The organism is Amycolatopsis sp. w19, assembly GCF_051373225.1.
Taxonomy (GTDB): Bacteria; Actinomycetota; Actinomycetes; order Mycobacteriales; family Pseudonocardiaceae; genus Amycolatopsis; species Amycolatopsis japonica.
The window spans coordinates 1-14,477 of record NZ_JBPQFM010000021.1 but is presented as its reverse complement, the minus strand read 5'-3'; the positions used below and the strand labels follow the sequence as shown (position 1 = coordinate 14,477).

Genomic DNA, 14,477 nt, shown 5'->3' with positions numbered 1-14,477 from the left:
CCTGGAGACTAAAGGTCTGGTACGACAGTCCCATCCGCTGGACCGAAGCGGGCGTGCTTCACCCCGGTCGTGAACGCCCAGTACCGGTCCCCGTAGGACCAGTGCCACCATTCGCTCGGATAGTTGACGAATCCGGTCGTGGTCATCGCGTCGATGAGCGTTTCCCGGTTCTCGTGTGCTTCGGCGTCGATCAGCGCGGACTCGGTGAAGCATTCCGTCCCGTACTCCGGCGGTGTCGCGTTCACGTCGGTCCCCATCGGCAGCTCGACGCCGTCGACGGTGCACAGCGTGAGGTCCACCGCTCCCCCGGCGACGTGCGGCGCGACCTCGGGTGGTGAGACGTAGGTTGCGGCTTCGGCGGCCACCCGCCCGGACGACCACTCCGGGTTGGCGCGCGCGATCCGGGCCATGCTGTCCGCGAAGTACCGCTCCTGCACCTCCCTCGGCCGGAATCCCTCGACGACGAGCAGCCGCAGCCCGCGCGGGAGCTGGCATTGCGCCGCGACGAGCCGGTCCGCGACGCTGAGCCGCACGTGCGCGAAGACGCCCCGTTCGTCGGCGAGCCGGGGATCGATCCGGATGGCGCCGGTTTCCCGCAGGTCCACCAGGGGTTCCCCGCATTCCCGGACGGGCACGGCGGCGATGTGAGGATCCGACAACGACACGAACGAAGACATGGACCCCACTGTCCACGAGCGTCCTTCAGGAACGCTGTAACCCGGTTACAGCGGAGATAGGGCAAAGGGTTGGAGCGCCGCCCCTCGGCGTGCCGGCTCCGGATGTTGTGAAAGTGGCTTTCGCAACACCTCCCGGGACTCCGCCACCCACAAGGACCGCAAGACCGGGGTGAAGGGGACTTTCCGCTCATGCAATGAGGGGAAAGTCCCCTTCACCCTGCTGATCGCCACCGAGAGCCGGTCCGTGAAGGCCTCCTTGGTGAACCCGTATTTGCTGACCCGATGGTGTGGCCGGGCCGAGTGTGGAGGATTCGGGACGTTGTGCGTCCTGAACCCTCCACGGTCGACCCCGTTGGTGAGGGAGGCGTAATGCTGGCTGTGGTCTTGAGTGAGTGGGGAAGATTCCGGCCGTCCAACGTCCGGGATCTTCCTTACTCGGTCGTCCGCCCCGGGGCGTGACCGGCACGATCAAGCTTCACGACCAGGACGGCCACCGCGACGACAACCAGACTCTCGCTCCCACGCCGGTCACACGTCGGTACACAAATGCTAGTTCGCCGTGAAGGCCTCCTTGAGGGACTCTGGGTCCCTCAAGGAGGCCTTCACGGACTCGCCACCCGACAAGACACCGTTGCCTCACCACTCAATTCAAACGCCGCGAAACGCCGCCTCTGCCTAGCCCGGTTACAGCGGAGAGTTCCTGATACTCCCGAGCACCGTAGGTCCGGAAGATCTCGCACGCCTCCGCAGTCATCCGCTCCCCGGCAGGCACGTCGCCGAGCGCGTCGTGGACCTCCGCGAGCGTGCGCAGGGTCCGTGCCCGGAACAGTTCGGCGCGCAGGTCGGTCCACCGCCGGAGCGAGTCCTCCAGGCAGTCTTTCGCTTGGTACAACCGGCCTTCCGCGAGATGCACCTCCCCGACGACGCGGAGCGTGCACGCGTGGCCGAAGGCATCGCCGAGTTCACGGCAGACCTCCAGCGCGTTGTCCGCCAGCCGCCGCGCCGCGACCGAATCCCCGCGCCGCAGCAACGCCTTGGCCAGCGCGCGTTCGGAATACGCGGCCAGCATCCGGTCTTCGGTGCCCTCGAACACCGCGAGCGCGGCACGCGCGAACCCCTCGGCTTCGGCCCACTCACCACGGGCCCGGTGATACAGCGACAGGCTGCGCAAGGTCAGTCCCTCGCCGCGCCGCGAGCCCGCCGCCGCGAACGACGCGCGCGCCTCGGTCAGCGCGGTCAGCGCTCCCGGGTATTCGCCGAGCTCCAGCCGCACCGTGCCGGCCAGCCGGTGGACGTGGCCCATCGCCCCCGGATCGTCCAGTTCGGACCACATCCGCCCGGCTCGATCGAGGAAGTGCACCGCCTCGGGCAGGTAGCCCTGCTCTCGGCAGGCGGCGCCGAGCGCGGCGAGGGTGGCGGCCTCGCCGCGGACGTCGCCCGCGGCGCGGAACATCGACAGCGCCTGGCTCAGATGCGCGCGGGACCGGGGGAAGTCGTCGTGTTCGTAGTACAGCTGCCCGAGCCCCGCCAGCAAAGTCGCCTCACCCAAGGCGTTTTCGGTGCGGCGGGCGGCGGTGAGCGCCGCGTCGTGGGTGCGGCGCCAGGAGCCGAGCGAATCGTCGAGCACCCGGTTGTGCCCGCCGAACGCGGTGCCGCACAAGGCCGACGAGAGCCCGACCGCGATGTCGACCAGGTCCAGCGCCGCCGCCAGTTCGACGGCGGTGGTCATCGCCTCCTCCTCGGCGCGGAACCATTCGTACGGCCTGGCCACGACCCGCCGCGCGATCTCCTCGGCGACGGGACGGCCCAGCCGGGAGGCGCCCTGGATCGACGGCACGACCGGCGGCAGGGTCTCGTTGATCCGGTCGACCAGCCAGATCCAGGCACCCAGCACCCGCTCGACGGTGGCCGCCCGGTCCGCGGCGGGCTCCTCCTCGACGGCGCGTTCCAGCGCGAACAGCCGGACGAGGTCGTGCAGCCGGTAACGCATGAGTCCCAAGGGATCCACGCCGTCGACTTCGAGCAGCGACACGTCGACGAGGTCTTCGAGCACCTGCTCCGCGTCGTCCGGGTCGGCCTCCATCGCCGCCGCGGCGACCCACGCGGGGAAATGCGCGAGACCGAGCAAACCCAGCCGTCGCAACGCGGTCCGCGCCGCCTTGGGCAGGAGCGTGTAGCTCAGGTTGATACTGGCCCGCACCTCCTGGTCGCCGACCACCAGTTCGTCGAGGCGGCGCTGTTCCTGGGCCAGCCGGTTCGCCAGCCGGGACAACGACCATTGCCGCCGGGACACCAGCCGTGCACCGGCGACGCGGATCGCGAGCGGCAACTGACCGCACAGCTCGGTGATCTCGGCGGCCGACGCGGGCTCGGTGCTGGCGCGTTCGGCCCCGACGATGCGGGTGAGCAGGTCGAGCGCGGCGTCCGCGGGCAGCACCCCCAGTTCGCAGAACGTCGCGCCCGCCAGTGCGGGAAGCCGGTTGCGCGACGTGACGACCACCGCGCACCCCGGGCCGCCGGGCAGCAGCGGCCGGACCTGGGCCTCGTTCGCGGCGTCGTCGAGCACGACGAGCGTGCGGGTACCGGCGAGCACCGTCCGATAACGGGCGACGCGCTCGTCGAGGGAGCTGGGCGGCGTGGTCGCGGGATCGAAGTCGCGCAGGACACGGCCGAGTACCTCTTCGGCGGTCGCGGGACTGTCGGTGGAGCCGTGGAGTTCGAGGTGCAGTTGCCCGTCGGGGAAGTGCTCGGCGATCTCGTGCGCGACCCGGTGCGCCAAAGTGGACTTGCCCACGCCGCCCGCGCCGGAGACGACGGCGACCGGCATCCCGCCGGGCCGCACCAAGGTCGCGCGCAGCGCCGCGAGTTCGGGGGCCCGCCCGGTGAAGTCGGGTGGCGGCGACGGCAGCTGCCGCGGCGTCCGGGAGGTGACGGCCGGGAGCAGGGCGGTGTCGGACCGCAGGATCGACTCGTGCACCTGACGCAACTCCGGGCCGGGATCGATGCCCAGCTCGTCGGCCAGCACCTTCCGGCCGCGTTCGTAGGTTTCCAGCGCTTCGGCCTGCCGTCCGGATCGGTACAACGCGACCATGAGCCCGCCGCGCAGCCGCTCCCGCGTGGGATGCAGGGCGACCAGTTCGGTGAGTTCCGCGAGCAGCCGCGGCCCCTGTCCCGCCGCCAGGTCCGCGTCGACCCGTTCCTCGGTGACGGTCAGCCGCAGCTCGTCCAGCCTGGTCGCTTCGGCACGCAGGAACGACTCCCCGATCCCGCCGAGCGCGGGGCCCCGCCACAGGGCGAGGCCGGTGCGGAAGAGATCCGCCGCCTCGGTGTGGTCGCCGTTCTGCGCGGCCTGCCGTCCCCGTTCCACCAGCCGCTCGAACATCCGCACGTCGAGGGCGTCCTCGGCGACGTCGGCGCGGTAGCCGTTCCGATCGGACACGATCACCTGCGGCAAGCCCGCCGCGTCGAACGCCCGGCGCAGCGTCGCGACATACGTCTGCACCACCGCGCGGGCGGTCGTGGGCGGCTCCTCGCCCCAGATCACGCCGATCAGCCGGTCGGCGGGCACCGTCCGGCCGGAGCCCAGCAGCAGCGCGGCGAGCAGCGTGCGCGGTTTGACCCCCGGGAGCGCGATCGGCCCCGACGGGCCCGCCACCTCCATCGGCCCGAGCAGAGAAAACCTCATCCGTCCCTCCCCCAGAGCGGATCCAGCCACAGCGCGCCCCTCTCGCTGTAGCCCGCGTTGAAGCGTGGCTACAGCGGCCTCCCGGAGCCTCTGTGTCGTCCACTCCACATCATGCTCAGGAAAGGTCGTCATGAACAGCTCCGGTTCTCCCAGAGCGGTCCGGTTCGCCGCCGCGCTCATGGCCCTCGTGACCCTCGTCGCAGGCTTGCTCACGTTCGGCACGCGGAACGAGGCGAGTGCCGCGTCCACAGTGGGCGGCGTGATCACGCGCGCCGAGATCATCGCCCGCGCCAAGTACTGGTACGACCGCGGCGACACCTGGTACAGCCAGAACCAGGCGGACGCGATCTCCGACGGCACCGGCGGCAAGTACCGGCCCGACTGCTCCGGTCTCGTCGCGATGGCCTGGCATCTGCCCAAGAAATCCGACGGCTGGGACCTGAACACCGGCGACTTCGAGTCCTACTCGCACAAGTCCTGGCTGCCGAGCCTGCACGATCTGCTGCCCGGTGACGCACTGCTCAAGAACGGTCACATCGAGCTGTTCGAGAAGTGGGTCGACCCCAAGGACCACTCGGCGGGTGCCTGGGTCTACTCCGAGAACGACTACGGCCAGAAGACCAACCACAACACCAACTCCTGGTCGGAGATGACCACCTACCGCGGTATCCGCTACGACAAGGTCATCGAGAAGTCCCTCGACGGCGGGGACTTCGACGGCAACGGCATCGGCGACATCTACGCGACCGGAACCGGCACCCTGACCATCTGGAACGGCAAAGGCAGCAACAACTTCGGCACCGCAGACCCCGTGGGTGGCGGCTGGGAAGGCTTCACCCGGCCCGCCGCCGGTGATTTCAACAAGGACGGCAAGACCGACCTCGCCGCGGTGAAGAACGGCACGCTCTACGTCTGGAACGGCAAGGGCGGCAACAAATTCGGCGCCGCGGACGCCGTGGGCAGCGGCTGGGAACCCTTCACCGCACCGGTGGCCGGAGACTTCGACAACGACGGCATCAGCGACCTCTCCGCGGTCAAGGACGGCACGCTCTACATCTGGAACGGCAAGGGCAACAACCACTTCACCCCCGCCGACACCATCGGCGGCGGCTGGGAACCCTTCACCGCGCCCATCGCGGGCGACTTCAATAACGATGGCAAGAGCGACCTCGCCGCCGTCAAGGACGGCACCCTCCACATCTGGAACGGCAAGGGCGACAACAAGTTCGGTGCCGTCGACGCTCTCGGCGGTGGCTGGGGCGACTACCAAGCGACCCTGATGTCCCTCGGCGACGTCAACAAGGACGGCCACTCCGACCTCGGCGCCATCAACAAGACCAGCGGCACCCTCTACCTCTGGAACGGCAAGGGCGGCAACAAATTCGGCCCCGCCGACGCCCTGGGTGGCGGCTGGCTCCCCCACTTCTGACCGGTTCCGTCCCCACCCCACGACCTAGGAGGGTCGACCAGTGTCGAAGAACTTCACCCGCCGTGTGACCACGGCAGCCCTGACCGTCTTCGCGATCACCGCCCTGTCCCCCGTCGCGCAGGCCGAAGAGGAACCGGCCGGCTTGGTGACCGCTGCCTACGCGACGGCCCCGTGCGACCGCTCGGGCACGACCAGCGGCGACGCCGCCCTGGCCACGCAGCTGAACGGCACCCTGACCGCGAAGATGCGGGGATACCTGACCGCGTACCGGATGTCGTGCGCCCGCATGGTCGTCGACGCCGTCCGCGATCGCGGGCTGAGCCAGAGAGCCGCGGCCATCGCCATCGCCACGGTGATCGTCGAGACGAGTCTCCAGAACATCAGCGAGGAGGTCGATCACGACAGCCTCGGCCTGTTCCAGCAACGCGCGTCCTGGGGCAGCGCGACGAACCGGCTCAACCCCGTCTGGGCCACCAACGCCTTCCTCGACAAGATGGTGCGGGTGTACCCGAACGGGTCCTGGAGCTCGGCGCCGATCGGCGAGGTGTGCCAGGCGGTGCAGGTCTCGGCCTACCCGGACCGCTACCAGACGGAGGCCGGTGACGCGCAGAAGATCGTCAGCGCGCTGTGGCAGCGCTCGACCGCGGACGGCGGGGACTTCGACGGCAACGGCATCGGCGACATCTACGCCACCGGAACCGGCACCCTGACCATCTGGAACGGCAAAGGCAGCAACAACTTCGGCACCGCAGACCCCGTGGGTGGCGGCTGGGAAGGCTTCACCCGGCCCGCCGCCGGTGATTTCAACAAGGACGGCAAGACCGACCTCGCCGCGGTGAAGAACGGCACGCTCTACGTCTGGAACGGCAAGGGCGGCAACAAATTCGGCGCCGCGGACGCCGTCGGAAGCGGCTGGGAACCCTTCACCGCACCCGTCGCCGGAGACTTCGACAACGACGGCATCAGCGACCTCTCCGCGGTCAAGGAGGGGACCCTGTACATCTGGAACGGCAAGGGCGGCAACCACTTCACCCCCGCCGACACCATCGGCGGCGGCTGGGAACCCTTCACCGCACCCATCGCGGGCGACTTCGACAACGACGGCAAAACCGATCTGGCGGCGGTGCGGGACGGCAACACGCTCTACATCTGGAACGGGAAGGGAAGCAACAAGTTCGGCGCCGCCGACGCCGTCGGAAGCGGCTGGGGCGACTACCACGCCACGCTGATGTCCCTCGGCGACGTCGACAAGGACGGCCACAGCGACATCGGCGCCATCAACAAGACCAGCGGCACGCTGTATCTGTGGAACGGCAAGGGCGGCAACAAGTTCGGTCCTGCCGACGCTCTCGGTGGCGGGTGGCTCCCGCACTTCTGAAACGGTCAGCGGAGGAACGGTTGGTACCGCCGCTGCAGGCGCAGCGACTCGATCTGCCGCGTGGTGTCGAGCGAGACACCGACCAGGAAGACGAGCACCACCTGCAGGGTCACCCCGGCGACGAACAGCGTCGCCGGGGTGACGCCCAGCAGGGCCAGACCGGCGACCGGGATCAGCGCGACCACTCCCAGGCTGAACGCCCCGAAGGCGATGATCCGGCGGTTCACGTGATCGAGGTACTCGGCGGTCCAGTTCCCCGGCCGGATCCCGGGGACGAAACCGCCTACCCGCACCAGCTCGCCCGCCACCTTGTCCATGTCCTGCGCCACGGCCGCCCTGACGAAGGCGAAGAGGCAGACGAGGACGAAGTAGACCGCGATCCACCAAGGACCTCCCAGACCGAAGGGAAGGACCCACAGCAGGACCGCGGCGAGCACGGCCGGGCTGTTCGCTTGGGAGAAGCGAAGGGGAATGTAGGACGGCGTCCCGCCGAACGCGCGCCTGCCGATCATCCGCTTCGCGTACTGCACCGGAACGCGGCGCTGCCCCTGCGCGACGGCGATCGTGATCACGGTGACCGCCAGTGTCACCACGGCCATGACCACGCTGGCGGCCCAGCCCGTCTTTTCGTACAGGCGCAGGAACTCCGGCGGCAGCACCGCCAGGACCTGGGCGAGCAGCAGGATCCGGACGCCGTTGCCGAAACCCTGGTCGGTGATCAGCTCGGTCAGCCGAAGGACCACCGCGGTACCCGCCGTCAGGCACGCCACCGTCACGGCTCCGTCCAGAACGTCCTGCCCGCCGGACACGACCAAGCCGACGGCGCTCAGCAGGCCGAGCACGACGACGAGCCGTCGCCGGTACCGCGTCAGCACCCGGGCGCCTGCTTCACCTTCCGCCCGGAGCGCCGCCAGCCGCGGGAGCAGGACGATCAGCGCTCGCAGGACGAACGGGGCGACCAGGCAGGGAAGGACACCGAACCCGAACACCGTGGCCAGGCGACCGCCGGTGAGGAGGTCGAGGATCCAACGCCACGAATGATCGCTCAGCGGCGGGCGGGCCGGCTGGGGCGTGGGCAGGCTCTGACCCAGCCGGAACACCACGATCACGCCCAGCGTGACCAGGATCCGGCGGCGGAGGGAGGTTCTGTCGTTCATCGTGGCTCACGTTAGGAACCACCGATGAAATTACGATGACACCGTTCGTCAGAGCAGCGGTGCCCTCGACAAGGCCTCCCGGAGCTTGCCGAGCACCTCGTCGGGCGTGCCCTCAGCGGTGCAGCCAGCCGCCTGGCGATGTCCTCCGCCGCCCAGTTCCCCGGCCGCGGCCGACACGTCGACGCCGCCCGCCGAACGGAGCGAGACCGTCCATCGCCGCTGTGGCCCGATCGGCTCGGCCTCCTTGAGCACCACCGCGACGCCGGCCTCGCGAGTGGACCGGACGACGTCGACGACGGCTTCGACCTCTTCGGCACGGACGGACCGCGCGACGTCGAGCGTCACGACCGCGTGCGCGAGGCCGAAGCCGCGAGCCTCGTCCGGTTCGAGCCGGGCGCCCGCGAGGACCTCCGAAAGCATCGGCAACCACGCGAACGGGTGGTCGTCGACGATCTCGCGGACCACCTTGTCCGGGTCTACACCGGCTTCGAGCAGCTTCGCGGCCATGAGATGGGTGGAAGGCCGGGCCCGGCGGAACCCGCTCGTGTCCGTGACCAGCCCCGCGTACAGGCAGCGCGCGATCGGCTCGTCGATCGCGGTGCCGAGCTCCTCCAGCAACGCGAAGACGAGGACCGCGGTGGCTTCGGCGGTGTCGTCGACGACGTGGTGCGTGCCGTAGAAGACGTTGGACGCGTGGTGGTCGATCACCAGGACGTCGCCACCCGCCGCGCGGACGGCGTCCACCCGCGGCGCGAGTTTCCCGAGCCTGCCCGGCGTGGGCGTGTCGAGCGCGACCAGCAACCGCTCGCTCTCCGGCAGCTCGCTCGCCGGGACGTAGAGCCCGCCGACGTCCAGGCTCCGCAGGGTTTCGGGCATCTCCTCGGGCTCGCCGACGGAGACGCGGACCTTGACGCCGCGCAGCTGAAGCGCCCGGCCCAGCGCCAGCGCGCTGCCGAGCGCGTCGGCGTCCGGGCGGACATGGCCGAGCAGGGTCACGTCGGTGGCGCGCGCCAGGAGGGCGGCGGCTTCCTTCAGGTTCGGCACTGGAGTGGCTGTCACAATCAGTCAAGCTACGCTCTACCGGATGTCCGAGTACGCGATCCTGGTCTACCCGTCCGCCAACCGGGTCTACACCGACTCCACCCCGGCCCTCCTGCGCGCGGAGCTGGCGGTGTTCGGCCTGTCCGCTTTGGAGACCGAGATCTCCGGGATCGGCGAGACGGAACTCGGCGGCGTCGGCTACCTCACCTTCACCACGCCCGCCCCGCTGAGCGAGCGCGATCTCGCGCTCCTGTCGAACCTTTCGGCGCTGTACGCGCTGTTCGAACTCGGCGACGGCGTCCTGAAGCCGGTGACGATCAGCCCGCTCGCGAACTTCGACTCGGATCTGCTGACCATCCAGAAGTATCCGGGCAAGACGAACGAGCTGTTCACCAAACTCCTCGTCAACGTCACCCTGCTGTCGAGGGCGGAGCCGGCCGCGATGCTGGACGAGCCGCTGCACCTGCTCGACCCGCTCTGCGGCCGCGGCACCACGCTGAACCAGGCGATGATGTACGGCTTCGACGCCACCGGGCTCGACGTCGACGGCAAGGATTTCGACGCCTACGAGATGTTCGTCAAGACCTGGCTGAAGCAGAAGCGGATCAAGCACAGCGCCGAATCCGGTCAGGTGCGCCGCAACAAGGTCCGGCTCGGCAGGCGGCTCGACATCGGTTTCGGGATCACCAAGGAGCGGTACAAGGCGGGCGAAGTGCGCCGGCTGACCTACCTCAACTGCGACACGCTCACCACCGACGAACTGCTGCGGCCGAACTCGGTGGACCTCATCGTCACCGACGCCCCGTACGGCGTGCAGCACGGCAGCCACCGCACCCAGGACGCGTCGCTCGCGCGCAGCCCGCGCGATCTGCTCGCCGCTGCGGTCCCGGTGTGGACGCGGGTGCTGCGCCCGGGCGGCGCGCTCGGCATCTCGTGGAACACCAATGTCGCGCCGCGCGAGGAACTCGCCGCGATCCTGGACAAGGCGGGCCTGGAGGTCCGGGAGGACGGCCCGTACGCCGGCTTCGCCCACCGGGTGGACCAGGCGATCGTGCGGGACCTGATCGTCGCCGCCAAACCTCTCTAGTCCCCTCCCGCGTTTCGTCCTCTGAATGCGGTGGTCGGCATCGCGCACTACCTCCGTGGCCTGTCGCGAAAGCCACTTTCGCGACGTCTGATGTCCCGAAAGTGGCTTTCGCGACACGGTCGCCGGAAGGTCGCGCTCACCAACGCCATGAAAGGTCCTTTCCTGGCAAATTTTGCAAGGAAAGGACCTTTCATGGCACGAGGTGTTGCCTGCCCCGCCCGCGTTTCGTCCTCTGAATGCGGTGGTCGGCATCGCGCACTATCGCATTCAGAGGACGAAACGCGGGGTCAGGCGATGCGGTCCCCCACGAACTTCAGCACGTCGGGCATGATCTCGCGCCAATAGTCGTCGTTGTGCGCGCCTGGGGTCATCTTCGCGACGGCGGGGTCCAGTGCCTTGATGAGTTTGCGGTCGGCGCGGGCGAAGGGATCCGAATTCCCGCACCACACGCCGGTCACTTCGGCGGAAAGGTCGCCGGTGTGCAGTAGCGGCTCATGCGATTCCCACTGCGCGCGATCCTCGAAGACCTTGCGGGACTTGGCATCGGGCCAGCTCACGAACAGCGCCGCGCCGGCGACGGCGACGGCCTTGAGGTTCTTGTGGTCGCGGGCGTAGCGCAGTGCGCCGAATCCGCCCATCGAGATCCCGAACATCGCCGACGGCGGCCGCAGCTGGCGCTGGGCGAGCCAGCCGGGCAGCTCGTCGGACAGCATCCGCTGCGGGTCGTCGTCCTTGCCGACGTCCACCCAGTAGTTGTCCCCGTCGACGGCGGCCACCGCGAAACCGGGCAGCCCGGACGCGACGGCCCGGTTCAGCGCATCCTGCACGCCCAGGTTCAGGAACGTCCGGGCGTCCGCGCCGCGCCCGTGCAGGGCGACGCAGACCGGCATCCCGACCCGGGACACGCCGTCCGGCGCGATGATGACGAGGTTGACGTCGCGGTTCCGCGCCGCCGACCGCATCTTCTGCACCGTGACCGCTTCGGTGAGCGGCGTCGGCGTGGTCGGTGGGGCCACCGGCGGCGGCCCCACCAGGGGTGGTTTCTCGGCGCCGCAAGCGGAAATCAGCGCCGAGCCGCCGAGAGCCGCGGCTCCCAGCAGGAGACCACGCCGGCTCACGGCGTGGTCCGGTCCCTCAGCGACGGGTCTCCTCGTCGGCGAACTCATCGTCTTCGGCCTCTTCCCGCGGCGGCTTGTACGGGTCGGCTTCGCCGGCGTGCTGCGCCCCAGTGGCCCGCCGGGCGACCTCGGCATCCGCTTCCCGCGCCTTCGCGAGAAGGTCTTCGATGCGCTTGGCGTCCTCAGGAATACTGTCGGCCACGAAGGCCAGCGTCGGAGTGTAGCGGACTCCGGTGCCCTGACCGACCTTCGTGCGCAGGACGCCACGGGCGGATTCGAGCGCCGCGGCGGCACCGGCGTGGTCGGGCGTGGACTCCAGGTTTTCGCCGAGCACCGTGTAGTAGACCGTGGCGTCGTGCAGATCCGCCGTGATCTTCGTGTCGGTGATCGTCACGTGGTTGAGCCGCGGATCCTTGATGTCGTGCTCGATCGCGTGCGCGACGATCTGCGAGATCCGCTTGGCGAGCTTACGAGCCCGAGCGGGGTCGGCCATGGGATTTCGTCTCCTCGAAAGATCTTCTTTAGTCATCCGGGCCGAGCAGCCGGCGATGGCTGGAGAGCAGTTCGAACTCCGGCCTCCCGGCCACGAGGCGCTCACACGAGTCGAGCACGTCACGAACGTGCTCGCCACTCGCCGCGACCACGGCCACACCGATCAGCGCGCGCCGGTGCAGGTCTTGATGGCCCGCTTCGGCGACGGAGACGTCGAAACGCCTGCGCACCTCGGCCAGCACCGGTTTGATCACGGATCGCTTCTGCTTGAGCGAATGGACGTCGCCCAGCAGGATGTCGAGCTCAAGAGCTCCTACGAACATGTGGGGTTCTGGGTTGTTTCGAAGGTGAAGCGGCGCTCCCCCGCCCAGATGCGGAGGAGCGCCGCCCGTGTCACTTACGCACGCGGCTTTTCGCGCTGCTCGTAGGTCTCGATGATGTCGCCGACCTTGAGGTCGCTGTACGACCCCAGCGTCAGACCACACTCGTACCCGTCGCGAACCTCGACCACGTCGTCCTTGAACCGCCGCAGCGAGCTGATCGGCAGGTTCTCGGCGATGACGGTCGCGTCGCGGAGCAGACGGGCCCGCGCGTTGCGGCGGATCTCGCCCGAGACGACGAGACAACCGGCGATGGTGCCGATCTTCGACGACTTGAAGACGTCGCGGATCTCCGCCTTGCCGAGCTCGACCTCTTCGTACTCCGGCTTGAGCATGCCCTTCAGAGCCTGCTCGATCTCCTCGATCGCCTGGTAGATGACCGTGTAGTACCGGACGTCGACGCCTTCGCGGGTGGCCCGCTCGGTCGCCTTGCCCTGCGCACGGACGTTGAAGCCCAGGACGATCGCGTCGGACGCGGTCGCCAGGTCGATGTCGGACTCGGTGACGCCACCGACACCGCGGTGCACGACGTTGAGTTCGACGTCGTCGCCGACCTCGAGCTGCACCAGCGAGGCTTCGAGCGCCTCGACGGTACCGGAGTTGTCACCCTTGATGATCAGGTTGAGGCTGTTCGTCTCCTTCAAGGCGGAGTCGAGGTCCTCGAGGCTGACCCGCTTGCGACGCGACGCGTTGAGGGCGTTGCGCGTCCGGGCGGAGCGGCGCTCGGCGATCTGCCGGGCGACGCGGTCCTCGTCGACCACCAGGAAGGTGTCGCCCGCACCCGGCACCGAGGTGAACCCGATGACCTGGACGGGACGCGACGGGTACGCCTCGGTGACGTCGACGTTGTGCTCGTCGACCATCCGGCGGACGCGGCCGTAGGCGTCACCCGCCACGACCGAGTCACCGACGCGCAGCGTGCCTCGCTGGACCAGCACCGTGGCCACCGGACCGCGGCCGCGGTCGAGGTGGGCCTCGATCGCGACACCCTGGGCCTCCATGTCCGGGTTGGCCCGGAGGTCCAGCGCGGCGTCGGCGGTCAGCAGGATCGCCTCGAGCAGGCCGTCGATGTTGATGTTCTGCCGCGCGGAGATCTCGACGAACATCGTGTCGCCGCCGTACTCCTCGGCGACCAGGCCGTACTCGGTCAGCTGCTGCCGGATCTTGTCCGGGTTCGCGCCTTCCTTGTCGATCTTGTTGATCGCGACCACGATCGGCGCCTTGGCGGCCTGCGCGTGGTTGATCGCCTCGACCGTCTGCGGCATCACACCGTCGTCGGCCGCCACCACGATCACCGCGATGTCGGTCGAGTTGGCACCACGGGCACGCATGGCGGTGAACGCCTCGTGACCCGGGGTGTCGATGAAGGTGATCAGACGCGGGTTGCCTTCGAGCTCGGTCTCGATCTGGTAGGCGCCGATGTGCTGGGTGATGCCACCGGCTTCACCTTCGCGCACCTTCGTCTTGCGGATCGTGTCGAGCAGGCGGGTCTTACCGTGGTCGACGTGACCCATGATGGTCACGACCGGCGGACGGACCTGCAGATCCTCTTCCTCACCCGCGTCTTCGCCGTAGGTGATGTCGAAGGTCTCGAGCAGCTCCCGGTCCTCTTCCTCGGGACTGACGACCTGAACGTTGTAGTTCATTTCGCCGCCGAGCAGTTCCAGGATGTCGTCGGACACCGACTGCGTCGCGGTGACCATCTCGCCGAGGTGGAAGAGCACCTGCACCAGCGAAGCCGGGTTGGCGTCGATCTTCTCGGCGAAGTCGGTCAGCGAGGCACCACGCGGCAGGCGGATCGTCTCGCCCTGCCCCTTGGGCAGACGGACACCACCGACGCTGGGCGCCTGCATGTTGTCCATGTACTCCTGGCGCTTCTGCCGCTTCGACTTGCGGCCCTTGCGCGAGGGACCACCGGGACGCCCGAAGGCACCCGCGGTACCGCCACGGCCACCGGGGCCGCCACGGCCGCCGCCGCCACGGAAACCGCCGCCACCGGCCGGGGCACCGCCGCCGCCACCGGGACCACCGCC

11 protein-coding genes are annotated in these 14,477 nt (G+C 69.1%); 3 read left to right on the top strand and 8 right to left on the bottom strand.

All coding sequences use genetic code 11. The features are described 5' to 3' along the window. Positions 1-8 precede the first annotated feature (8 nt). Both ACSMFO_RS31770 and ACSMFO_RS31765 read right to left on the bottom strand, forming a co-directional pair. Positions 9-677 (bottom strand): M15 family metallopeptidase, encoded by a 669-nt coding sequence (locus tag ACSMFO_RS31770; RefSeq protein ID WP_436461540.1) that lies wholly within the window; start codon positions 675-677, stop codon positions 9-11. A gap of 643 nt (positions 678-1,320) precedes the next feature. Continuing rightward, positions 1,321-4,362: a BTAD domain-containing putative transcriptional regulator gene (locus tag ACSMFO_RS31765; RefSeq protein WP_436461539.1), complete on the bottom strand. Its 3,042-nt coding sequence runs from the start codon at positions 4,360-4,362 to the stop codon at positions 1,321-1,323. Between the two features lie 130 nt (positions 4,363-4,492). Between ACSMFO_RS31765 and ACSMFO_RS31760 the strand changes: the two genes are divergently transcribed. Then, positions 4,493-5,791: an FG-GAP repeat domain-containing protein gene (locus tag ACSMFO_RS31760; RefSeq protein ID WP_436461538.1), complete on the top strand. Its 1,299-nt coding sequence runs from the start codon at positions 4,493-4,495 to the stop codon at positions 5,789-5,791. A 64-nt stretch (positions 5,792-5,855) separates the two neighbouring features. Continuing rightward, complete coding sequence (locus ACSMFO_RS31755) at positions 5,856-7,169, top strand: FG-GAP repeat domain-containing protein (protein WP_436461537.1); 1,314 nt, start codon at positions 5,856-5,858, stop codon at positions 7,167-7,169. Between the two features lie 5 nt (positions 7,170-7,174). On the opposite strand, the gene ACSMFO_RS31750 is transcribed toward ACSMFO_RS31755, so the two are convergent. Beyond that, entirely contained in the window at positions 7,175-8,326 is a 1,152-nt protein-coding gene (locus tag ACSMFO_RS31750) for a preprotein translocase subunit SecY (protein WP_436461536.1), read from the bottom strand. A 48-nt stretch (positions 8,327-8,374) separates the two neighbouring features. Next, positions 8,375-9,370 (bottom strand): DHH family phosphoesterase, encoded by a 996-nt coding sequence (locus ACSMFO_RS31745; RefSeq protein ID WP_436461618.1) that lies wholly within the window; start codon positions 9,368-9,370, stop codon positions 8,375-8,377. A gap of 40 nt (positions 9,371-9,410) precedes the next feature. Between ACSMFO_RS31745 and ACSMFO_RS31740 the strand changes: the two genes are divergently transcribed. Next, positions 9,411-10,454, top strand: coding sequence for a TRM11 family SAM-dependent methyltransferase (locus ACSMFO_RS31740; protein ID WP_436461535.1), 1,044 nt, complete (start codon positions 9,411-9,413; stop codon positions 10,452-10,454). Positions 10,455-10,741: 287 nt separating this feature from the next. On the opposite strand, the gene ACSMFO_RS31735 is transcribed toward ACSMFO_RS31740, so the two are convergent. The 4 genes from ACSMFO_RS31735 to infB all read right to left on the bottom strand — a co-directional run. Next, the gene (locus ACSMFO_RS31735; RefSeq protein WP_436461534.1) at positions 10,742-11,572 is read right to left on the bottom strand and encodes an alpha/beta hydrolase; all 831 of its coding nucleotides are present in this window, start codon (positions 11,570-11,572) and stop codon (positions 10,742-10,744) included. A gap of 16 nt (positions 11,573-11,588) precedes the next feature. Further along, positions 11,589-12,065, bottom strand: coding sequence for a 30S ribosome-binding factor RbfA (gene rbfA / locus ACSMFO_RS31730; RefSeq protein WP_007029396.1), 477 nt, complete (start codon positions 12,063-12,065; stop codon positions 11,589-11,591). Positions 12,066-12,093: 28 nt separating this feature from the next. Next, a complete protein-coding gene (locus ACSMFO_RS31725; protein ID WP_016332602.1) occupies positions 12,094-12,387 on the bottom strand; it encodes a DUF503 domain-containing protein in 294 nt (97 codons plus the stop codon). A gap of 74 nt (positions 12,388-12,461) precedes the next feature. Beyond that, positions 12,462-14,477: translation initiation factor IF-2 (infB, locus tag ACSMFO_RS31720; RefSeq protein WP_436461533.1), on the bottom strand; the 2,016-nt coding region annotated here is incomplete at its 5' end.

What these genes read in the sequence shown, in the direction of transcription:
- rbfA (WP_007029396.1), bottom strand. Translation starts at nt 12,065, where the DNA reads ATGGCCGACCCCGCTCGGGCTCGTAAGCTCGCCAAGCGGATCTCGCAG.
- ACSMFO_RS31770 (WP_436461540.1), bottom strand. Translation starts at nt 677, where the DNA reads ATGTCTTCGTTCGTGTCGTTGTCGGATCCTCACATCGCCGCCGTGCCC.
- ACSMFO_RS31725 (WP_016332602.1), bottom strand. Translation starts at nt 12,387, where the DNA reads ATGTTCGTAGGAGCTCTTGAGCTCGACATCCTGCTGGGCGACGTCCAT.
- ACSMFO_RS31740 (WP_436461535.1), top strand. Translation starts at nt 9,411, where the DNA reads ATGTCCGAGTACGCGATCCTGGTCTACCCGTCCGCCAACCGGGTCTAC.
- ACSMFO_RS31760 (WP_436461538.1), top strand. Translation starts at nt 4,493, where the DNA reads ATGAACAGCTCCGGTTCTCCCAGAGCGGTCCGGTTCGCCGCCGCGCTC.
- ACSMFO_RS31765 (WP_436461539.1), bottom strand. Translation starts at nt 4,362, where the DNA reads ATGAGGTTTTCTCTGCTCGGGCCGATGGAGGTGGCGGGCCCGTCGGGG.
- ACSMFO_RS31750 (WP_436461536.1), bottom strand. Translation starts at nt 8,326, where the DNA reads ATGAACGACAGAACCTCCCTCCGCCGCCGGATCCTGGTCACGCTGGGC.